Here is a 19,905-nt window from a genome sequence, read left to right as displayed (position 1 = left end):
CCGCCCGGCACCGACCGACCGGTCTCGATCAGCGGCATCGACCGGGCCGGGTGCGCCCGGCCGCCGGTGTGCAACACAGCTGGCGTGGCCAGACCTTGACCGTACGCGTTCAGGAACACCCCGTACTCTGGGGTGCCTGGTCGGAGCCGATCACATCGAGCGTGCGGAGCCAAACAGTGGTCATGCGTAGCAGCCCCCTGCCGAGGATGAGCCGACGCGGACGCGTCACGATCGGCGTGCTGGTCGGGGTGTTCGTGCTGTTCAGCCTGCTCAGTTGGGGGGTGCAGGTCTGGACCGACTGGCTGTGGTTCGACGAGGTCCGCTTCACCGACGTGTTCACCAGCGTGCTGACCACCCGGCTGCTGCTCTTCCTCACCATCGGCGTGCTGATGGCCGCGCTGATCGGCGGCAACCTCTGGTTGGCCCACCGGCTGCGGCCCAGTCTGCGGCCGCACTCCGCCGAGCAGGCCACCCTGGAGCGGTACCGGATGCTCCTCGGGCCTCGGCTGGGGCTCTGGATCACGCTGGTGGCGGTCGTCGTCGGGATCTTCGCCGGGCTGTCCGCGCAGAGCCGGTGGAGCCAGTGGCTGCTCTTCCGCAACGGCGGCGACTTCGGGGTGGACGATCCCGAGTTCGGCATCGACATCGGCTTCTACGTCTTCCAGTTGCCGTTCTGGCGCTACCTGCTCGGGGTCGGTTTCACCATGGTGGTGCTCGCCCTGCTCGGGGCGCTGGCCGTGCACTACATCTTCGGCGGGATCCGGCTGCAGGGCGTCGGCGACCGGATGACCAACGCCGCCCGCGCCCACGTCACCACCCTGGTCGCGGTCTTCGTCGGGCTCAAGGCGGTCGCGTACGTGCTCGACCGGCGGGCGATGCTGCTGGAGTACAACGACGGCGTCAACCTCTACGGCGCCGGCTACGCCGACGTCAACGCGCTGTTGCCGGCCAAGGAGATCCTCGCCTACATCTCGGTCGTGGTGGCGATCGCGATCGTCGTCTTCTCCAACGCGGTGATGCGTAACCTCGTCTGGCCGGGCATCTCGCTCGCCCTGCTCGGGGTCTCCGCGGTGGCGATCGGTGGGATCTACCCGTGGGCGGTGCAGACCTTCGAGGTCCGGCCGAGCGAGAAGGACAAGGAAGCGCCCTACATCCAGCGCAGCATCGACGCGACGCGGGCGTCGTTCGGGCTCGCCGGCACCGAACCGGTCAGGTACGCGGCCAACAACCTCACCCCACCGGCGAGCCTGGCCACCGACACCGCGGTGGTGCAGAACATCCGCCTGCTCGACCCGCAGCTGGTCTCCGAGACCTACACCCAGCGGCAGCAGGTCCGGCAGTTCTACGACTTCGGCGAGAAGCTCGACGTCGACCGGTACACCGTCAACGGCACCACCCAGGACTACGTGGTCGGCCTCCGGGAGATCAACTACCGGCAGCTCAGCAACCAGCAGGACACCTGGATCAACCGGCACACCGTCTACACCCACGGGTACGGGCTGGTCGCGGCCCCGGCCAACCGGGTGGTCTGCGGCGGGCAGCCGTTCTTCGTCTCCGGCTTCCTCGACGACGCCAACGACCAGCAGGAGGAGCAGAACGCCCAGGGCGAGCTCTGCACCGCCCGCGCCGACACCATCCCGACCGAGCAGCCCCGGGTCTACTACGGCGAGCGGATGGAGCCGGGCGACTACGCGATCGTCGGGCAGACCGACCCCGAGCGCAACGCGGAGTTCGACCGCCCGGTCGGCGACAGCGAGGGTGAGGGCACCGGTACCGGCGAGTTCTACACCTACACCGGCAGCGGCGGCGTCGACGTGGGGTCGTTCCCCCGCCGACTGCTGTACGCGATCAAGGAGCAGGAGTCGAACTTCCTCCTCTCCGACCGGGTGAACGAGAACTCCAAGCTGCTCTACATCCGCAACCCGCGGGACCGGGTGGAGAAGGTCGCCCCGTTCCTGACCGTTGACGGTGACCCGTACCCGGCGGTGGTCGACGGCCGGATCCAGTGGATCATCGACGGCTACACCACGTCCGCGACCTACCCGTACGCCGAGCGGGTCAACCTCCAGCAGGAGACCGCCGACGAGCTGACCGGCCGGGGCACCTTCCAGTTGGCCCGGGAGAACGTCAACTACATCCGCAACTCGGTGAAGGCGACTGTCGACGCGTACGACGGGACCGTTCGGCTGTACGAGTTCGACGACAACGATCCGGTGCTCAAGGCGTGGAACAAGGCCTTCGGCGGTGACCTGGTCCGGCCGAAGTCGGAGATCCCGGCCGAGCTCAGCGAGCACTTCCGCTACCCGGCGGACCTGTTCAAGGTGCAGCGCAACCTGCTCACCAAGTTCCACGTGACCGATCCGGGGGACTTCTACTCGGCGCAGGACTTCTGGCAGGTGCCGAGCGTGCCGGACAACCCGGACAGCGGGCAGCGGCAGCCCCCGTACTACCTCTACACCCAGTTCCCCGGTCAGGACGGGCCGAGGTTCCAGCTGACCTCGGCGGTCACTCCGAACGGGCGGCAGAACCTCGCCGCGCTGATCAGCGGGTCGTACGTCGACGGGCAGCCCCGACTGGAGGTGCTGGACCTGCCCGACCAGACCCGGATCTCCGGGCCGGTGCAGGTGCACCAGCAGATGACCAACAACGCCGACATCCGGCAGCAGCTGAACCTGCTCTCCTCGAACCAGGCCCAGGTGCAGTACGGCAACCTGCTCTCCCTGCCCTTCGGCAACGGGATGCTCTACGTCGAGCCGGTCTACGTCAAGACCAACCAGGAGAACGCGCCGCCGCTGCTGCAGCGGGTGCTGATGTCGTACGGCGACGGCGGCTCGTACGTGGTGCTTGCCAACAACGTGTCGGAGGGCATCAAGGCGCTGGTCGAGCAGGGTGAACGGGCGGGCAACCAGACGCCCGCGCCGCCGGCCGGGGACGACGAGACGCCGCCGGCCTCGCCGACCCCGCCGCCGTCACCGGGCACCACCCCGGAGCTGACCGGTGATCTGGCCGAGGCGGCCCAGGCCGTGCAGACGGCGATCGCCGAGGTCCGGGCCGCGCAGACCTCCGGTGACTTCGCCCGGTACGGCGAGGCGCTGAAGCAGCTGGACGAGGCGATGGCCGCGTTCCAGCGGGCCCAGCAGGCGGGCAACCCGAACGCCCCGGCGTCTCCGGCCGCCAGTCCGACGGGCACGCCCGCGCCCAGCCCGAGCGGCTGACCCGGGGAGCGGTTCGGTCTCGACGAAACCCGTGGTCGTGGGAGCTCTGTTGCTCTCGCGACCACGGGTTTCGCCGTACACGCGCCGGTTCTCCGGGGCCGTTTTGCACCGCCGGCGGGTGGTGCGCTAGGGTTGTCCTACCGACGCGGGGTGGAGCAGCTCGGTAGCTCGCTGGGCTCATAACCCAGAGGTCGCAGGTTCAAATCCTGTCCCCGCTACCACCCGAACGGCCCCGAGGATCTCCTCGGGGCCGTTCGCGTTCGAAGGCCCGTTCCCTTCGGGGTCGTCCGCGTTTGCTGGCCGGTTCCTTCCGGTCCTGACCCCCCGGCTGATCTTCCCGACGGGGGTGCGCTAAGCTTTTCCCAGCGACGCGGGGTGGAGCAGCTCGGTAGCTCGCTGGGCTCATAACCCAGAGGTCGCAGGTTCAAATCCTGTCCCCGCTACCACCCGAAGGCCCCGGAGATCTTCTCCGGGGCCTTCGCCGTGTGCGCCGGCCGAGGTCGACCCGGGTGTCCGGTTTCGACCACTGTCCGTCCGGCCGGGCGATCGGGGCTGCCGACGTTGCGCCGGTCGGGGAGGATGAGGTCATGTCTTCGTGGAGCAGATGGTGGGGCCGGCTCGGTGCGGTCCTCGGTACGGTCGCGCTGTCGGTCTTCGTGCCCGTCGCGGCCTGGGCGTCCAGTGGCACCGGTGAGCTGGTGCTGGAGGCCGCCAGACGGCGGTCCCGGGGCGGGTTCGGCGTGATCGGGCTGCTCTGCTGTCTGGTGGTGGTCGTCGCGGTGGTCCTGCTGCTGCTCCGGCTGACCCGCAACCGGCGCGGCGGCCCACCCCGCTGACCCGGCGGGCGGGTCACTCGGCGAGGGCCGCTCCGGCCTCGTTGACGAAGCGGGTGGCGGCGGCCCGGATGGTGGAGCGGCGGGTCTGCACGCTCTCCGCGGCACCGGTCAGCAACCGGCGGACCTTGCCGTGCCCCTTCGGTGGCGGCGCGGGCGCCGGCCCGAACCGGCTGGCCAGGGTCGCCTCGAAGGCGGCGGAGCGCTTGACGGCCTCGTCGGTGAGGTTGTCCTGCACGTACCGCCGGACGCCGAGGTTGGCGCTGAGCCCCCGTTCGATGCCCAGTGCCTCGCCCACCGCCAGGTTGTTGGTCAGGAAGTTGATCACGTCGACGGCGGTGTCCGCGTGGCGGGTGCCCCGGAACGCCGCCCAGTACATCGACGCCCGCGCCCAGTGTGCCGAGGGTGGGCCGGGGCAGCTGACCAGGTCGATCTCGTCCTCGGTGTGGCTCTGCAGGTCGGCGAGCTGGTTGGACCAGCAGAACGAGGCGGCACTGTCGCCGGTGACCACGAGTTGGCGGGACGGGTCGCCGTCGGCGGCCCGGTCCACCAGCGCCTGCCTCGGAGTGGACTTGGCGGAACGGGCGCGCTGCCAGAGGTCGAACCAGTCGACCACGTCGTCGGCGTCGAACCCGAGCCGCCGGCCCCGGTACAGCTCGGCGTTGCGCGAGCGCAGCCAGAGCCAGAACGGCCGGTAGTCCCCGGAGGGGTCCATGGTGCCGGCGACCTTGCCGCCGCTGGCCTGGGTGACCTGGTCGGCCCAGCTCAGGTACTCCTGATAGGACATCCCGATCTGCGGCTCGGGCTGGCCGAGCCGGCGCAGCAAGCTGCGGTTGAAGGCCAGCGCGGGGGTGTTCTGGGCGGCGGCCACCGCCATCGTCCGGCCACCCACCTCGGCGTAGCTCGCCAGGCTCTCGGGCAGGCCGCTCAGGTCCAGTCGGCTGTCCGCGACGTGTCCACTGAGGTCGAGCAGGATCTCCCGTTGGGCGTACTCGGCGAGGAAGTTGTCGTCGATCTGCAGCAGGTCGGGTGCGTTGCCGGCGGCGGCCTGGGTGGCGAGCCGCTCGTAGTAGCCGCTGTTGGCCTGCCAGGTGACCCGGAAGGTGACCTGGGGATTGCGGGCGGTGTAGAGGCGCAGGGCGCGCTCGGTGAGCTCCGCCCGGAGCTGGTTGCCCCACCAGAAGATGGAGAGTTCCACCGGCTCCTCGCGGACCGGGGCGGCCCGGTCGGCCTGGCAGCCGGTGAGCGCGCCGACGCCGAGGACCGGCAGTCCCAGGGCGGCGGCGAGCAGCCGCCGGCGGCCGGGATCGGCGTCCGGAGGGGACAGGAGAGGGTGTCGGGCGGCGGGCAAGGGGAGGCTCCTCGGTGCCGGGCAGGTGCACGCGGTCGGACCATTTACACAGGTGACGCGCGTGGGTGTCAACGTCGACCCATCGGCCGGACCGGCAACGATGGCCGGTCCGTACGGTCAGCGGATCGACGACGGTCGCGGTCCGTGACCGCCGGGTACCCAGCGGGTACGACTGCGGTGGGGTTTCCGGACACCGCGGTGGCGCGTGATGTACTAGGCGCGTGGAACTTCTGCACTCGGGTAAGGTTCGGGATCTCTACACCGACGGTGACGACCTGATCCTGGTCGCCTCCGACCGCATCTCGGTCTACGACGTCGTGTTGCCGACGCCGATCCCGGACAAGGGACGGCTGTTGACCGCGCTGTCGCTGTGGTGGTTCGAGCAGCTCGCCGACCTGGTGCCCAACCACGTGATCTCCAGCACCGACGTGCCGGCCGAGTTCGCCGGCCGGGCCATCCGCTGTCGTCGGCTGGAGATGGTCCCGGTCGAGTGCGTGGCCCGGGGCTACCTCACCGGTGGCGGGTTCGCCGAGTACCAGCGCACCGGTGCCGTCAGCGGGCTGGAGCTGCCCCGGGGGCTGGTCGAGGCGTCGATCCTGCCGGAGCCGATCTTCACCCCCTCCACCAAGGCGCCGGCCGGTGCCCACGACGAGCCGATCTCCTTCGCCGAGGTGGTGGAGAAGGTCGGGGCCCAGACCGCCGAGCGGCTGCGCCAGATCACCATCGACGTCTACTGCCGGGGTGCGGAGTTGGCCGCCGACCGGGGCATCCTGGTCGCCGACACCAAGATCGAGCTGGGCTGGGCGCCGGACGGCACCCTGGTCCTCGCCGACGAGGTGCTCACCTCGGACTCGTCGCGGTTCTGGCCGGCGCAGTCGTACCAGCCGGGTCGGGCCCAGTTCTCCTTCGACAAGCAGTACGTCCGGGACTGGGCCGCCGGCAGCGGGTGGGACAAGCAGGCCCCCGCCCCCGAGGTGCCGGCCGAGGTGGTCAAGGCCACCCGGGCGCGCTACGTCGAGGTGTACGAGAAGCTGACCGGCAACCGCTGGGACTGACCGGTCACTCCACCCAGTCCAGGGTGCGTCGTACCGCCTTGCGCCACTGGTGCAGCTCGCGCTCGCGGTCACCGGGGTCCATGGCGGACTCCCACTGGGCGTCGGAGCGCCACTGTGCCCGCAGGGTGGCCAGATCCGGCCAGAAGCCGACGGCCAGACCGGCGGCGTAGGCGGCGCCGAGGCAGGTCGTCTCGGTGATCCGGGAGCGGACCACCGGTACGGTCAGCACGTCGGCGAGGAACTGCATGAGCAGCTCGTTGGCGGTCATCCCACCGTCCACCCGCAACCGGCGCAGCGCCACGTCCGAGTCGGCGTTCATCGCGTCGACCACCTCGCGGGTCTGCCAGGCCGAGGCCTCCAACACCGCGCGGGCCAGGTGCCCCTTGGTGATGTAGCCGGTCAGGCCGGCGATCACCCCGCGGGCGTCGGGCCGCCAGTGTGGCGCGAACAGCCCGGAGAAGGCGGGTACGACGTAGCAGCCGCCGTTGTCCTCGACCGTGCGGGCCAGCTCCTCCACCTCGCCGGCGGTGGAGATCAGGCCGAGGTTGTCCCGCAGCCACTGGACCAGTGACCCGGTCACCGCGATCGCCCCCTCCAGGGCGTAGACGGCCGGCTGACCCTCGATCCGGTACGCGACGGTGGTGAGCAGGCCGTGGCTGGAGGTGACCGGCCCGGTGCCGGTGTTGAGCAGCAGGAAGCTGCCGGTGCCGTAGGTGCACTTGGCCTCGCCCGCCTGGAAGCAGGTCTGCCCGAACAGGGCCGCCTGCTGGTCGCCGAGGGCGCTGGCCACCGGCACCCCTTCGAGCACCCCGCCGGCGGTGCCGTACACCTCGGCGGAGGAGTGGATCTGCGGCAGCATCGCCGCCGGCACCCCCAGGGCGTCGAGCAGTTCGGGGTCCCAGTCGAGGGTGCGCAGGTCCATCAGCATGGTCCGGCTGGCGTTGGTGACGTCGGTGACGTGCCGGCCGGTCAGCTTCCAGATCAGCCAGCTGTCCATCGTGCCGAAGAGGACCTCACCCCGTTCGGCGCGTTCGGCCAGCCCGTCGACGTGCTCCAGCAGCCACCGCAGCTTCGGGCCGGCGAAGTAGGTGGCCAGGATGAGCCCGGTCCGTTCGCGTAGCCGTTGCTCGCCGTAGCCGCGTTCCAGCTCGCGCAGCTGTGGCCCGGTGCGGGTGTCCTGCCAGACGATGGCGTTGGCCACCGGTTGGCCGGTGGCCCGGTCCCAGACGACGGTGGTCTCCCGCTGGTTGGTGATGCCCACCGCGGCGAGCCCGCCCGGGTCGGTGCCGGCGGCGGCGAGCGCCTCCCGGACCACCAGTTGGACGTTCTCCCAGATCTCCGCGGCGTCGTGCTCCACCCAGCCCGGCCGGGGGAAGATCTGCCGGTGCTCGCGTTGCGCCACCGAGACGATGTCTCCGGCCCGGTCGAAGACGATGCACCGGGACGAGGTGGTGCCCTGGTCGATGGCGGCGACGTACTGGGGGGTCACCCCGGCACCGTACCGAAACCGGGGCCGGCGCGCAGTCTCCGCGCGGGCCGCCGGAGGCGCGTCAGGCGGTGTCGGCCTGCCCCGCCCGGTGGCCGGCCTGGTGCTCGCCGGTCTGCTCGGCCAGGACGGTGATCGCGGCGCTGATCCGGACGGTCGTGCCGGAGAGCCCGGTCTCGACCTCCATGGCGTCGCTCAGTTCCCGGGCCAGCCAGAGGCCCCAGCCTCCGGCGGTCTCCGGCGCGGGGCGGCTCCGGTCGTCCAGGCGTTGCGTGCTGATGCCGGGCCCGTGGTCGGCTACCTCGCAGACGAGCTGTCCGGCGGCCGGCCACAACCGCAGCCAGCCCTGGCCGCCACCGTGCCGGACCGCGTTGGTGATCAGCTCGTTGACCGCCAGCACGAAGTCGTCCAGGCCCTGACCGCGTAGTCCGGCGGCATGCGCGCAGGAGGTGACCGAGTGGCGTAACTCGGTCACCCGGCCTTCGTCGAAGGCTTCGGCGATGAGGACGAAAGGTTCGATGGGCACAACCGTACGCGGTGTGCGGGTATCCGCATTCGCCGTGTGCCACCCTGGCGACCGAGACCAGGAGTGATTTGCGGCTTTTGTGGGTTTAAGTGGCATCATTTGGCAGTGGTCGGTCGTCCGTTCGGGCAGCTGACCCGCCTGTGGCATGGTGTCGCCATGTCCTCGCCCGGCGGTCTCGAAGGACCGCTGTGGCGGGCCATCGCGGTGTTCCGCTTCGCCTCGCTGGCGTACGTCTGCGCGTTGGTCCTGCGCGACGCCCACCGGTACGCCCGCCCGCTGGCGGCGTTCGTGGTCCTGCTGGTGATGCTGGCCTGGAGCGTACTGAGCGCGGTGGCCTACGCCCGGCCGGCCTGGCGGCGCTGGCCGCTGCTCCTGGCCGACCTGCTGGTGGTGCTCGGTGTCCTGCTCGTCACCCCCTGGGTGGTCGGCCGCGCGGCGCTGGCCGCCGGCGTGCCCACCCTCGCCGTGGCCTGGCTCGGCGGGCCGGTGCTGGCCTGGGCCGTCTCCGGTGGCCGGCGACGGGGCACGGTGGCCGCCCTGCTGGTCGCCGGGACGGACCTGCTGGTGACCCGGGAGCGGCTCAACAACTCGTCGTTCACCGGCGCCATCCTGATCCTCCTCGCCGGCGGGGTGGTCGGCCACGTCGCCCGGTTGGCGGTGACCGCCGAGCAGCGTCTGCAACGGGCGGTGGAGCTGGAGGCCGCGACCCGGGAACGGGAACGGTTGGCGCGGGGCATCCACGACTCGGTGCTCCAGGTGCTCGCCCTCGTGCAACGGCGCGGGGCGGCCCTCGACGGCGAGGCGGGTGAACTGGCCCGGCTCGCCGGTGAGCAGGAGGCGGCGTTGCGCGCACTGATCAGCGGGGACCCGAGCCGGTCGGCCGCCGACGACGAGCCGGGGTCGTCGCCCTCCGGCACCCTGGACCTGCGTACCCTGCTGGGCCGGTACGCCTCGGCGACGGTCTCGGTGTCGGCCCCCGCCACGCCGGTGCCGCTGCCCGCCCGGGTGGCCCGGGAACTGGCCGCGGCGGCCGGCGCGGCGTTGGACAACGTCGACCGGCACGCCGGCGGCCGGGCCTGGGTGTTGATCGAGGATGAGGAGACGACAGTGACGGTCTCGATACGCGACGAGGGCCCGGGCATGCCGCAGGGCCGGCTGGTCGAGGCGGCCCACCAGGGCCGGCTCGGTGTCGCGCAGTCCATCCGGGGCCGGGTCGCCGACCTCGGCGGATCGGTGCGGATCCACTCCGCGCCGGGCCACGGCACCGAGGTGGAACTGACCGTCGAGCGGACCGACCGGTGATCCGGGTGATGGTGGTCGACGACCACCCGATGTGGCGCGAGGGGGTGGCCCGCGACCTGGGCGAGGCCGGGCACCTGGTGGTGGCCACCAGCGGCGAGGGGCGGCAGGCGGTCCGGGTGGCCGCCGCGGCGCGTCCCGACGTGGTCGTCCTGGACCTGCAACTGCCGGACATCTCCGGGGTCGAGGTGATCCACGGGCTGCGCGCGGTGCTGCCCGACGTACGGGTGCTGATGCTCTCGGCCAGCGCGGAGCAGCAGGGCGTCCTCGACGCGGTGAAGGCCGGTGCCACCGGTTACCTGCTGAAGTCGGCCGCGCCGGCCGACTTCCTGGACGCGGTGCGCCGGACCGCCGCCGGCGAGCCGGTCTTCACCCCCGGGCTGGCCGGGCTGGTCCTCGGCGAGTACCGCCGGCTCGCCGCCGACCCCACCGAGGGCGGCCCGGCCGGCCGCGGCGGCGCGGCACCCCGACTCACCGAGCGGGAGACCGAGGTGCTGCGCCTGGTGGCCAAGGGCATGTCCTACAAGCAGATCGCCGGGCGGCTCGGGCTGTCCCACCGGACCGTGCAGAACCACGTCCAGAACACCCTGGGCAAACTGCAGCTGCACAACCGGGTCGAGCTGACCCGTTACGCGATCGAGCAGGGTCTGGACGAGTGACCGCCCCGGGTCAGTGCGCCTCGGGCGGGCGGGTCTCGTGGATCGCCAGCTCCTCGGCGCTGGCCCCACCACCGGCGGCCCCCGCGTCGTACGCGACGGAATCGCTCTCCTGGTCGCTGCGGACCCCCTCGTCCGGTTCGACGAGCCGTCCCACCTCGTGTCCGGCCACCGTGCCGAGCTGGCCGTGGTCGTAGATGGAGACCGGCGAGTTCGGGTCCGAGGTCGGCCCCGGATCGATCACGTCCGCGTCGAGCTGGGCCTGTGCCGCGGCCTCCTCGCTGTCGGCTTCCGCCGCGATGTCCGGATCCACCGGGCCGGCCAGCGGGTCGTCGGCCGGCCGCTCGTACTGCTCCCGGTCGAGCTTGTAGTCCAGCGACTCACCGTCGAGCTGCTCCTCGGCCGTGGTGCCGAACCGGTCGACGGCCACCGGCGTGCGGTCACCTGGCAACTGGGCCGGGTCCGGACCGTCCGCCTCCCGCCCGGTCGCCACGTCGTCGTGGGCGGTCGAGTCGTCGTCGGCGGTGTCGGGCAGGCCGTCCGCCTCGGGGTCGGACACGGGCGTCGGGAACTCGTCGTCGCGCATGGCTGAGCACTACCCACTGCCTCCACGGCACTAACCGACCATGCCGCCCCGGCTGCTCCTCACCGGGGAAAGGACAACTCGTCCTCCGCGTGCAGGACGCACCAGACCACCTTGCCGTCGGGTACCGCGGTGCTGCCCCAGCGCCGGGCGACCGTGTCGATCAGCAGCAGTCCCCGGCCCCCGGTCGAGGTGGGCGGGGCGAGACCCGCGTAGGACGGTAGCCGCCGGGAACGGTCCCGGACGGCCAGCCGCAGCGCTCCCACCTGCGGGGCCAGCCGGACCGTCATCGTCGTGCCGGCGTGCGCGACCACGTTGTTGACCAGCTCGGTCACCGCGATGCAACCCGGCTCGACCAGCTCCGGCAACTCCCACCGCTGGCAGCTCGCACCGATCAGCGCACGGGCCTGGCGGGCCGCCCCGACGACCGGCGCGAGGTCGACGTCGACCGCCGGGGTCGACCGGGCACCGGCGAGCGCGGCGCGCGCCTCGGCCAGGGTCGCGCAGAGCCGTGGCGCGTACGGGTCCAACGGGGCGGAGCCGCCCCGGCCGGTCACCTCCGCCGGATCGAGCAGGACCAGCCCCGCCGTGGGCCAACCGGCCACCGCCCGATGGGCCTCGGCGAACACCCGGTCGGCGGAGGGCTCGGCGCCCCGCAGACCGGTGAGATCGACCAGGACCGGACCGGCGTGCTCCCAGACCGCGGCCAGCAGCGCGTCGCGTACCGCCTCGCCGTCGGCCCGGGTGAGCACGCCGTCGAGCCGGACGGTTCCCGTGCCGGGCCCGGCCTCCACCCGGCAGCGCACCTCGGGCGGGGTACGCCGGTCGGTGGGCACGGCCGACCCCGAGTGGGCGGCGGCGTTCTCGGCCCAGCTCATCTGCGTACTCCGGGGCCGACATCGGACGGGCAGGTCAACGGCATCCTTCGCCCGTACCCCCACCGGTGGCCGGTCATGCCGACCCGACGGCGTCGGAATGTGCGGGGCACCGACTGTCGCCGTCCGGTGACCGGCCCGGCCGGCTGGTGGGGTTCGGCCCGAACCGGGAGGTCAGGTGCCGCCTGACCGATCCCGATCTGTCAGGTTTGGGCCTGACGGGCCCCGGTTAATGGGACGCTCTGACCGGAGCATCCATCCTCTCGTAGAACGCTGGAGGTGACTCATGCGCGTCGGCCTCGTCTGCGCCCACGCCGGCCCGTCCCCGCATGCCGATGGCCCCGCCGTCGGCACCCATCAGCACATCGCCCGGGTCGCGGCCGAGCTGGCCGAGCGCGGCCATGACGTCCGGGTCTACGAGCGCCGGGAGGGGACGGAACTGGCCGACACCGCCGAGGTCGGCGGGTACCGGGTGGAACGGGTGCCGGTCGGACCGCCGGCTCCGACGCCCACCGCGAAGCTGGTGCCGTACGTGCCCGAGTTCGGTCGCTGGCTGACCGAGCGCTGGTCCGGCCAGTGGCAGCCGGAGGTGGTGCACGGGCACTACTGGATCGGCGGTCTGGCCGCCGCCACCGCGGTCCGGGAGACGGCCGTACCGGTGGTGCAGACCTTCCACTCCCTCGGCGTCGAGCAGCTACGCCACCTGGGCCGGCGCTACGGCGGGCCGGGGGAGCGGATCCCGCTGGAGCGGGCGTTGACCCGGGCGGTGGACATCGCCGTGGCGCAGTGCAACGACGAGGTCGACGAACTCACCCGGATGGGCCTGCGGCGGGCCGCGGTGGCGATGGTGCCGGCCGGCGTGGACGTCACCCAGTTCCACCCCGACGGCGAGGCGGCCCCCCGGGAGCAACGGTCCCGGATCCTCTCCGTCGGCGGGCTCGCCGCCGGACACGGCCAGGACGACCTGATCCGGGCGATGCGCCTGGTGGGTGACGCGGAGCTGGTGATCGCCGGCGGTCCCCCGGCCGGCCGGCTGGCCGACCACGCCGAGGCCCGTCGCCTGCGTGAGCTGGCCGAGCAGCACGGGGTCGGCGAGCAGGTGCGCATCGTCGGCGCCGTCCCGCACGACCAGATGGCCACCTGGTACCGCTCGGCGGACGTGGTGGCGTGTACCCCGCACTACTCCTCGGCCGGACGGGTGTCGTTGGAGGCGATGGCCTGCGGGGTGCCCGTGGTGGGCTACTCGATGGGTGGCATCGCCGACGCGGTGGTCGACGAGGTCACCGGGCGGCTGGTGCCCCCGGGCGACGTCCGGACGCTGGGCGTGACCCTGCGCCGGCTGCTCGCCGACAACGCCGGCCGGTTCGCCTACGGGCACGCCGCCGTCGACCGGGTGCGGTGCAGCTACACCTGGGAGCGGACGGCGGGCGCCCTGGAACGGCTCTACGAGCGGGTGGTCGGCCGGCGTAAGCCGGTCGAGGCCTGAACGGTGCGGCGCGTCGGCTGCGGCGGCGCCTGGACGGGGATGCCCACGCCGGACAGCTCCCGCCGGTCGGCGACCGCGTGGTGGTGCTGCGGCGCGGCGTACCGGGTCAGGCCGATCACCGCGACCAGGGTGGCCAGGAAACCGAGCCCGGCCAGCCATTCCCGCCCCGGCCAGATCTTGTCGTTGAGCAGCAGCAGCCCGACGACGGCCGCCGGCACCGCACCGGCGGCGTCCATGGCCGCGACGGCGGCGGTGGTCGAGCCCCGCTGCATGGCCAGACCGAGCAGGAGCTGGCCGACGACCGAGTGGGCGACGAGCAGGTAGAGCAGCGGATCGCGCAGTATCGCCTCGGCCGAGGGCGCGGAGGCCAGCGGGCGGGCCGCCACCGCCGCCGCGGCGAACGCCAGACCGGCGAGCGAACCCAGCGCTACCGACCCGGGCGAGCCGTGCAGCCGGACGGCGAAGACACCCAGCACCGCGATCAGGCCCAAAACGATCAGCAGCGCGACGATGCCGGCCGGACCGAGCTGCTTCGACGGCGCCGGCCGGGCGGCGAGCACCAGCCCGGTGATCCCGACGAAGAGCAGCGCCAGCAGCGCCACCTCGGCCATCGGCAGCCGCCACTTCAACACCACCACGCCGAGCACGGCGGTGACCCCGAGCCCGGCCGCCACACTGGCCTGGACCAGGAAGAGCGGCAGGTCCCGGCGGGCCAGGAAGGCCAGCACGAAACCGGTCACCTGACAGGCGAAGCCGACCAGGTACGTGCGGTGGCTGGCCAACCGCAGCAACAGTCCCGGATCGAAGGTGTGGTGCACAGTGGTGCGTGCCGCCGCGACCGACTGCAACAGGTTGGCGAAACCGTACGCGACGATCATCGCCGCCAGGAAACACCAACCGGATGTGGACACCTGGCGAGGATAGAGGGTGCCGTGGGTCAGCGCGCGGCTGGCCGACCGAGCCGGGCCAGGATGTCGGCGTGCAACGGGCCGTTGCTGGCCACCGCGCTGCCGTCGCCGGGAGCCGGCCGGCCGGTCAGGTCGGTGAACACCCCGCCGGCCTCGGTGACGATCGGCACCAGCGCGGCGATGTCCCACAGGGACAGCTCCGGCTCCACCATCACGTCCAGCGCCCCCTCGGCCAGCAGCATGTAACCGTAGAAGTCGCCGTACGCCCGGCTGCGCCAGGTGTCCCGCATGAGACCGAGCATCCCGTCCAGCCGGCCGCCGGCGATCCAGCCGTCCAGCGAGGAGTAGCAGAAACTCGCGTCGGCGAGCCGGCCCACCCCGGAGACCCGGATCGGCGTGCCACCGGCGAGGTCCGGCCCGGCGTGGGCCCCCGCACCGAGCGCACCCCACCACCGGCGGCCGAGCGCCGGTGCGCTCACCAGCCCCAGCACCGGCCGGTCCGCCTCCAGCAGCGCGATCAGGGTGGCCCAGACCGGTACGCCCCGGATGAAGTTCTTCGTCCCGTCGATCGGGTCCACCACCCAGCGGCGGCCGGCGGCTCCGGTCGGTGGCTGCTCGCCGTACTCCTCGCCGAGCAGGCCGTCACCGGGGCGCCGCGCGGCCAGCACGGCCCGGATCTCCCGCTCGACGGCGGTGTCGGCGTCGGAGACCGGGGTGAGGTCCGGCTTCGCCTCGACCCGCAGGTCGAGCGCGCGGAACCGGGCCGTCGAGACGGCGTCGGCGCGATCGGCGAGCAGGTGGGCCAGGGCGAGATCGTCGGCGTACCGGGTCATGACCGAAACCGTAGCGACGCCCGGGTCCACCACGCGCGGGCGGGTGCCGGTCAGAGCCGGGGCGGCGGGTCGCCGGGCTCGGCGGTCTCCGTCGAGCCCGGGTTGGGCTCGCCGGCCCGGGAGGCCAGCAGCCGCCGGTAGGAGGCCAGCCGTCGCCCGTCGGCCCGGCCGCCGGCCACCCAGGCGTCCAGCGCGCAGTCGACCTCGTCGGCGGTGTGCGGACAGTTGGGCGGGCAGTCGACCGTCCCCTCCACCAGGTCGGGGAAGCCGTGCAGCAGGCTGTCCGCGCTGACGTGGGCCAACCCGAAGCTGCGTACCCCCGGGGTGTCGACGATCCAGGCCGGCTCGCCGTCGGTAGGCAGCCGCAGGGCCACCGCACTGGTCGAGGTGTGCCGGCCCCGGCCGATCGCGCTGACCACGCCGACGGCCCGCTCGGCATCCGGCACGAGCCGGTTGACCAGGGTCGACTTGCCCACCCCGGAATGGCCGACGAGCACCGAGACCCGGCCGGCGAGCAGCGCGCGCAGCGCGGCCAGGTCGCCGTCCGGTCGGATCAGCACGTACGGCAGCTCCAGCTCGGTGTAGTAGTCGACTACCTGTTCCGGGCCGGCCAGGTCGGCCTTGGTCAGGCAGAGCAGCGGCTCGATCCCGGCGTCGTACGCGGCCACCAGGCACCTGTCGACGAAACCGGTACGCGGCGGCGGGTCGGCCAGCGCGCTGACGATCACCAGCTGGTCGGCGTTGGCCACCACCACCCGTTCCAGCCGCCCCTCGGCGGTGGTCTCGTCATCGTCGGCGGTCCGCCGCAGCACCGACCGGCGCTCGGCGATCCGGACGATCCGGGCCAGCGCGCCGGCCACCCCGGAGGTGTCCCCGACCAGCCCCACCCGGTCGCCCACCACCACCGACTTGCGGCCCAGCTCCCGGGCCCGCATCGCGGTGACCACCGGCACGTCGGGCCCGGCGTCGGCCAGCACACAGGTGTAGCGGCCCCGGTCCACCGCGATCACGAAGCCGTCCACCGCGTCGGCGTGCCGGGGCCGGTTACGGGTACGCGGACGCGACGATTTGCCGGGTCGGACCCGGACGTCGTCCTCGTCGTACTCGCGTTTCCTGGTCGCCAGGACCTGCCCCCTGTCGCGTCAGCTGCTGCCGGTCACCATCGCCGACCATAGTGCCGCAAACTCCGGCATGGTCTTGGCGGTGCAGCCGATGTCGTCCACCTCGATGCCGTCCACGACCAGCCCGGCCACCGCGGCGGCATGGGCCATCCGATGGTCGTGGTAGGTGCCGAACGCGCCGCCGCGCAGCGGTTGGGGACGGATCTCCAGCCCGTCGACCAGCTCGGTGACGTTCGCGCCGATCGCGGTGAACTCCCGGGCCAGCGCGCTGAGCCGGTCGGTCTCGTGGCCCCGGATGTGCGCCACACCGGTGAACCGCGACGGCGAGTCGGCGAGCACCGCCAGCGCGGTCAGCACCGGGGTCAGCTCGCTGACGTCGGAGAGGTCGGCGTCCAACCCGTGCAGACGGCCGGTGCCGCGGACGGTGAGCCCGTCGGTGGTCACGGCGACCTCGCCGCCCATGGCGTGCAGCAGCTCCCGGAGCCGGTCCACCGGCTGGGCGCTGCTGTGCGGCCACCCGCCCAGGGTCACCTGACCGCCGGTGACCAGGGCGGCGGCGAAGAACGGGACCGCACCGGAGAGGTCCGGCTCGATCTCCCAGCCGCGTCCGGTGAGCGGACCGGGCTCGACCACCCACACGTCGGGCGTGGTGTCGTCGACGGCCGCCCCGGCCGCCCGGAGCATCCGGGTCGTCATCCGCAGGTGCGGGGCGGACGGCACCGGCGGCCCGACGTGCCGGACCACCACCCCCCGGTCGAAGCGCGGCGCGGCCAGCAGCAGGCCGGAGACGAGTTGGCTGGAGGCGGAGGCGTCGATGACCACCTCACCACCGGTGACCCGCCCGGAGCCGAGTACGGCCAGCGGCAGGCTGCCGCTTCCGGGGGCGTCGATGCGTACCCCGAGGGAGCGCAGCGCGCCGATCAGCGGGCCCAGCGGACGGGACCGGGCCTGCGGGTCGCCGTCGAAGGTGATCCGCCCCTCGGCCAGGCCGGCGGCCGGCGGCACGAAGCGCATCACCGTGCCGGCCAGACCGACATCGACGTGGGCCGGGCCGACCAGCCGGTGCGGGCGGACCAGCCACTGCTGGTCGTCGCTGGTCGACACGTGGGCGCCCATGGCCCGCAGCCCGCCGGCCATCAGCTCGGTGTCCCGGGCCCGCAGCGGCCGGGTGAGCGTCGAGGGGCCGCCGGCCAGGGCGCTGAGCACCAGGGCCCGGGCGGTCAACGACTTGCTGCCGGGCAGCCGCAGCGTGGCGGCGACCGGATCGGTGGCCTTCGGCGCGGTCCACGGCTGGGGTGCTCGGGTGGCGGTCAGGTTTCCCACGGTGCCCATTCTGCCCCGTTGCGTGAACGGCGCCCGGTGGGCCTCGGATCCGCTCCCGGTTGGCGGGACAGCAGGGGAGCGGGCCGGCGGTTAGCGTGGGTGCCATGTGCGGCAGGTACGCGACCACGCGGAGCTCCGGGGAGCTGAGCGCCCTGTTGGAGGCGTACGACGACACCGGCGGGCGGAGCACGGCGGACCACAACGTCGCGCCCACCAAGGACGTGCCGGTGGCGCGGGTCGACTCCACCGGCCGGCGGGTGCTCGACCTGGCGCGCTGGGGTCTGCTGCCGCCGTGGGCCAAGTCCCCGTCCGCCGGGGCCCGCATGATCAACGCGCGGGCCGAGACGGTAGCCACCAGTCGGGCCTACGCCCGCCCGTTCGCCCGGCACCGTTGCCTGGTGCCGGCGGACGGCTGGTACGAGTGGGCCCGCGTCGAGGGCCGGAAACAGCCGTACTTCCTCACCCCGGCCGACGGTTCGGTGCTGGTGTTCGCCGGCATCTGGTCGGTCTGGACGGGGGCGGACGGCCCGTTGGCCACCTGCAGCGTGCTCACCACCGCCGCGGTCGGTGAGCTGACCGAGGTGCACGAGCGGATGCCGCTGCTGCTGCCGCCGGAACGCTGGACGCCCTGGCTGGCGCCGACAGAGGACCCGGCCGGGCTGCTCGCCCCGCCGTCGCCGGACTGGTTGGCCGGCCTGGAGATCCGCCCGGTCGGCCCGGCGGTGGGCAACGTACGCAACAACGGGCCGGAATTGACCGCCCGGGTTCCGGCTTCACCGGGAGCGCCGTCGGCGGAGACGCCACTCTTCTGACCCGCTCCCGCACATTGTCGCGTACTAATTTGCCAGAGTTGCGGGCGAAACGTCGCGTGGGTGTTTAGCCATCTTTCCGGCAGAGACTTGTCTCGGTGTCGGCAAGTGCGATAGAACACAGCGCCGGTGGTGGGTGTCGATTCGCAGGGGGCGAACGACCCCCATCGATCTTGCCGGTCCCACGGGGGAGGTGGGTGAATGACACGGGCACGCATGCCCCGTCCGCACGAGGTCGCTGCCGCGCGCCGCGACCCGCGACTGCTACGCGCGTTACGGGAACGGCGTTCTGACGATGCCTGGCGGACCAGAGGCACCTGTCAGAACGTCGATCCGGAGACGTTCTTTCCGGCGCCGAACGAACCGGCCGACGCGGCTGTCGCGCTCTGTCGGAGTTGTCCGGTGCAGGGTTCCTGTCTGGCCTGGTCATTGGAGGTCGGGGACTGTCACGGGGTCTGGGGTGGCACCACTCCACGGGAACGGCGCGCAATGCTGGTCGCCTGGCGTACCGAGGTCCAACCGGATCCGGACGCCGCCGACGAGGCCGGCCCGCCGGTCCGCGACCGGCTGCTCACCCTGGTCCCCTCGACCCGCTGAGCCGGCCTCGACCCGCTGAGTCGGCCTCGTCCGGCTCGGTGGGCCGAGCCGCCGGCCCCGGTTCGTCCGGGCCGGCGGTCGCGGCAGGCGCAGAATGGGGCGGTGCCAGACCACGACAGCATCGAGATCAGCACGCCGCGCGGGCCGGCCCGGGTCGACACCGACCCACCGGCCGGCCCGGCCGCGACACTGCTGGTGCTCGGGCACGGTGCGGGGGGTTCGGTCGACGCGCCCGACCTGCTGGCGGTCCGGGACGCGGCGGTCGCGGCCGGTCTGCTGGTGGCGCGGGTGACCCAGCCGTACCGGGTCGCCGGTCGGCGGGCCCCGGCCCCGGCCGGTCACCTGGACGAGGCCTGGCTCGCCGTCGTCACGCAGCTGCGTCGACGGCATCCCGGAGCGTCGACCCTGCTGCTCGGCGGCCGGTCCAGTGGTGCCCGGGTGGCCTGCCGGACCGCCCCGGCCCTCGGCGCGGCCGGGGTCGTCGCCCTGGCGTTTCCGCTGCACCCGCCGGGGCGACCGGAGCGTTCCCGGGCGGCGGAGTTGCCCACCGCGGTGCCCACCCTGGTGGTCAACGGGGACCGGGATCCGTTCGGCGTGCCGGTGGCCGAGGGGGTCGTGCGGGTGGTCGAGCGCCCCGGCGAGCGCCACGACCTGGGGCGGGACCCGGCCGGCACGGCCACGGTGGTGCTGGACTGGCTGCGCCGGCAGGGCTGGGCGCACTGATTCGGGGTCCGACGGGCCGACCCGGGTGTGATCTCCGTACGCTGCCGGCCGTGTCCGCCGCCGGTGGGCCCTCGTTGCAACCGATGGTGTCGGCCGCCCAGCCCGGGCCGCCGGAACCACCCCGCCCTCCCAGGCCCTTCCTGGTCCCTGTCCGGCCGCGCCGGACAGGGACCAGGACCGGGGACGGCCGCCGCGCCGGTGCCGGTGCGACCGGTGACACCGTCCG

General features: G+C 73.0%; 18 protein-coding genes and 2 tRNA genes. 11 read left to right on the top strand and 9 right to left on the bottom strand.

All coding sequences use genetic code 11. The annotated features are described in order from the left end of the window. Positions 1 to 182: 182 nt before the first annotated feature. The 4 genes from ACN28G_RS21095 to ACN28G_RS21080 all read left to right on the top strand — a co-directional run bounded on the left by ACN28G_RS21095 (position 183) and on the right by ACN28G_RS21080 (position 4,051). The gene (locus tag ACN28G_RS21095; RefSeq protein WP_421480177.1) at positions 183 to 3,215 is read left to right on the top strand and encodes a UPF0182 family protein; all 3,033 of its coding nucleotides are present in this window, start codon (positions 183 to 185) and stop codon (positions 3,213 to 3,215) included. Between the two features lie 144 nt (positions 3,216 to 3,359). Beyond that, positions 3,360 to 3,436: transfer RNA gene (locus ACN28G_RS21090), tRNA-Met, on the top strand. 148 nt (positions 3,437 to 3,584) lie between these two features. Beyond that, positions 3,585 to 3,661: transfer RNA gene (locus tag ACN28G_RS21085), tRNA-Met, on the top strand. Between the two features lie 141 nt (positions 3,662 to 3,802). Continuing rightward, the gene (locus tag ACN28G_RS21080) at positions 3,803 to 4,051 is read left to right on the top strand and encodes a hypothetical protein (RefSeq protein WP_091447296.1); all 249 of its coding nucleotides are present in this window, start codon (positions 3,803 to 3,805) and stop codon (positions 4,049 to 4,051) included. A gap of 13 nt (positions 4,052 to 4,064) precedes the next feature. Here the strand turns inward: ACN28G_RS21080 and ACN28G_RS21075 are convergent, their stop codons facing one another. Continuing rightward, the gene (locus ACN28G_RS21075; RefSeq protein WP_421480176.1) at positions 4,065 to 5,399 is read right to left on the bottom strand and encodes an ABC transporter substrate-binding protein; all 1,335 of its coding nucleotides are present in this window, start codon (positions 5,397 to 5,399) and stop codon (positions 4,065 to 4,067) included. A 221-nt stretch (positions 5,400 to 5,620) separates the two neighbouring features. Here ACN28G_RS21075 and ACN28G_RS21070 point away from each other — a divergent pair, with 221 nt between their 5' ends. Next, on the top strand, positions 5,621 to 6,454 hold the full coding sequence (locus ACN28G_RS21070) for a phosphoribosylaminoimidazolesuccinocarboxamide synthase (RefSeq protein WP_421480175.1): 834 nt from the start codon (positions 5,621 to 5,623) through the stop codon (positions 6,452 to 6,454). Between the two features lie 4 nt (positions 6,455 to 6,458). Here ACN28G_RS21070 and glpK read toward each other — a convergent pair whose 3' ends face one another. Further along, positions 6,459 to 7,943 carry a glycerol kinase GlpK gene (gene glpK / locus ACN28G_RS21065; protein ID WP_091443321.1) on the bottom strand — a complete coding sequence of 495 codons (1,485 nt, stop codon included), beginning with the start codon at positions 7,941 to 7,943 and terminating at the stop codon, positions 6,459 to 6,461. Between the two features lie 61 nt (positions 7,944 to 8,004). Next, the gene (locus tag ACN28G_RS21060; RefSeq protein WP_229688637.1) at positions 8,005 to 8,466 is read right to left on the bottom strand and encodes an ATP-binding protein; all 462 of its coding nucleotides are present in this window, start codon (positions 8,464 to 8,466) and stop codon (positions 8,005 to 8,007) included. A 156-nt stretch (positions 8,467 to 8,622) separates the two neighbouring features. On the opposite strand from ACN28G_RS21060, the gene macS reads away from it, so the two are divergent. Then, positions 8,623 to 9,768 carry a MacS family sensor histidine kinase gene (gene macS, locus ACN28G_RS21055; RefSeq protein ID WP_091443318.1) on the top strand — a complete coding sequence of 382 codons (1,146 nt, stop codon included), beginning with the start codon at positions 8,623 to 8,625 and terminating at the stop codon, positions 9,766 to 9,768. 8 nt (positions 9,769 to 9,776) lie between these two features. Then, entirely contained in the window at positions 9,777 to 10,424 is a 648-nt protein-coding gene (locus ACN28G_RS21050; protein ID WP_421480951.1) for a response regulator, read from the top strand. A 10-nt stretch (positions 10,425 to 10,434) separates the two neighbouring features. On the opposite strand, the gene ACN28G_RS21045 is transcribed toward ACN28G_RS21050, so the two are convergent. Next, complete coding sequence (locus ACN28G_RS21045) at positions 10,435 to 11,007, bottom strand: DUF5709 domain-containing protein (protein ID WP_091443315.1); 573 nt, start codon at positions 11,005 to 11,007, stop codon at positions 10,435 to 10,437. Positions 11,008 to 11,066: 59 nt separating this feature from the next. Beyond that, a complete protein-coding gene (locus ACN28G_RS21040) occupies positions 11,067 to 11,882 on the bottom strand; it encodes an ATP-binding protein (protein ID WP_421480174.1) in 816 nt (271 codons plus the stop codon). A gap of 283 nt (positions 11,883 to 12,165) precedes the next feature. Between ACN28G_RS21040 and ACN28G_RS21035 the strand changes: the two genes are divergently transcribed. Then, positions 12,166 to 13,365 carry a glycosyltransferase gene (locus ACN28G_RS21035; RefSeq protein ID WP_091443312.1) on the top strand — a complete coding sequence of 400 codons (1,200 nt, stop codon included), beginning with the start codon at positions 12,166 to 12,168 and terminating at the stop codon, positions 13,363 to 13,365. Here ACN28G_RS21035 and ACN28G_RS21030 read toward each other — a convergent pair. The 4 genes from ACN28G_RS21030 to aroA form a co-directional block, all read right to left on the bottom strand. Next, complete coding sequence (locus ACN28G_RS21030) at positions 13,323 to 14,243, bottom strand: hypothetical protein (protein WP_175440816.1); 921 nt, start codon at positions 14,241 to 14,243, stop codon at positions 13,323 to 13,325. The two genes, ACN28G_RS21035 and ACN28G_RS21030, sit on opposite strands and share 43 nt — an antisense overlap. A gap of 59 nt (positions 14,244 to 14,302) precedes the next feature. Further along, positions 14,303 to 15,106, bottom strand: coding sequence for a histidinol-phosphatase (hisN, locus tag ACN28G_RS21025; protein WP_091443303.1), 804 nt, complete (start codon positions 15,104 to 15,106; stop codon positions 14,303 to 14,305). Between the two features lie 50 nt (positions 15,107 to 15,156). Further along, the gene (rsgA, locus tag ACN28G_RS21020; protein WP_091447280.1) at positions 15,157 to 16,083 is read right to left on the bottom strand and encodes a ribosome small subunit-dependent GTPase A; all 927 of its coding nucleotides are present in this window, start codon (positions 16,081 to 16,083) and stop codon (positions 15,157 to 15,159) included. 165 nt (positions 16,084 to 16,248) lie between these two features. After that, the gene (gene aroA, locus ACN28G_RS21015; protein ID WP_421480173.1) at positions 16,249 to 17,550 is read right to left on the bottom strand and encodes a 3-phosphoshikimate 1-carboxyvinyltransferase; all 1,302 of its coding nucleotides are present in this window, start codon (positions 17,548 to 17,550) and stop codon (positions 16,249 to 16,251) included. 104 nt (positions 17,551 to 17,654) lie between these two features. Here aroA and ACN28G_RS21010 point away from each other — a divergent pair, with 104 nt between their 5' ends. From ACN28G_RS21010 to ACN28G_RS21000, 3 genes are all read left to right on the top strand, one after another. Next, complete coding sequence (locus ACN28G_RS21010; protein ID WP_091443299.1) at positions 17,655 to 18,362, top strand: SOS response-associated peptidase; 708 nt, start codon at positions 17,655 to 17,657, stop codon at positions 18,360 to 18,362. 198 nt (positions 18,363 to 18,560) lie between these two features. Continuing rightward, on the top strand, positions 18,561 to 18,956 hold the full coding sequence (locus tag ACN28G_RS21005; RefSeq protein WP_091443295.1) for a WhiB family transcriptional regulator: 396 nt from the start codon (positions 18,561 to 18,563) through the stop codon (positions 18,954 to 18,956). A 102-nt stretch (positions 18,957 to 19,058) separates the two neighbouring features. After that, on the top strand, positions 19,059 to 19,679 hold the full coding sequence (locus ACN28G_RS21000) for an alpha/beta family hydrolase (protein WP_421480172.1): 621 nt from the start codon (positions 19,059 to 19,061) through the stop codon (positions 19,677 to 19,679). The last annotated feature ends 226 nt before the right edge of the window (positions 19,680 to 19,905 follow it).

This window comes from Micromonospora sp. WMMA1923, from assembly GCF_049179195.1.
GTDB lineage: Bacteria > Actinomycetota > Actinomycetes > Mycobacteriales > Micromonosporaceae > Micromonospora > Micromonospora yangpuensis.
Note: the sequence above shows the minus strand (reverse complement) of the source record. Positions and strands in the feature narration are given on the sequence as shown.

Coding starts and splice junctions, on each gene's coding strand:
- ACN28G_RS21045 (WP_091443315.1), bottom strand. CDS start 11,007: ATGCGCGACGACGAGTTCCCGACGCCCGTGTCCGACCCCGAGGCGGAC.
- ACN28G_RS21030 (WP_175440816.1), bottom strand. CDS start 14,243: ATGATCGTCGCGTACGGTTTCGCCAACCTGTTGCAGTCGGTCGCGGCG.
- ACN28G_RS21080 (WP_091447296.1), top strand. CDS start 3,803: ATGTCTTCGTGGAGCAGATGGTGGGGCCGGCTCGGTGCGGTCCTCGGT.
- ACN28G_RS21095 (WP_421480177.1), top strand. CDS start 183: ATGCGTAGCAGCCCCCTGCCGAGGATGAGCCGACGCGGACGCGTCACG.
- ACN28G_RS21035 (WP_091443312.1), top strand. CDS start 12,166: ATGCGCGTCGGCCTCGTCTGCGCCCACGCCGGCCCGTCCCCGCATGCC.
- hisN (WP_091443303.1), bottom strand. CDS start 15,106: ATGACCCGGTACGCCGACGATCTCGCCCTGGCCCACCTGCTCGCCGAT.
- ACN28G_RS21050 (WP_421480951.1), top strand. CDS start 9,777: ATGGTGGTCGACGACCACCCGATGTGGCGCGAGGGGGTGGCCCGCGAC.
- ACN28G_RS21040 (WP_421480174.1), bottom strand. CDS start 11,882: ATGAGCTGGGCCGAGAACGCCGCCGCCCACTCGGGGTCGGCCGTGCCC.
- ACN28G_RS21010 (WP_091443299.1), top strand. CDS start 17,655: ATGTGCGGCAGGTACGCGACCACGCGGAGCTCCGGGGAGCTGAGCGCC.
- macS (WP_091443318.1), top strand. CDS start 8,623: ATGTCCTCGCCCGGCGGTCTCGAAGGACCGCTGTGGCGGGCCATCGCG.
- ACN28G_RS21005 (WP_091443295.1), top strand. CDS start 18,561: ATGACACGGGCACGCATGCCCCGTCCGCACGAGGTCGCTGCCGCGCGC.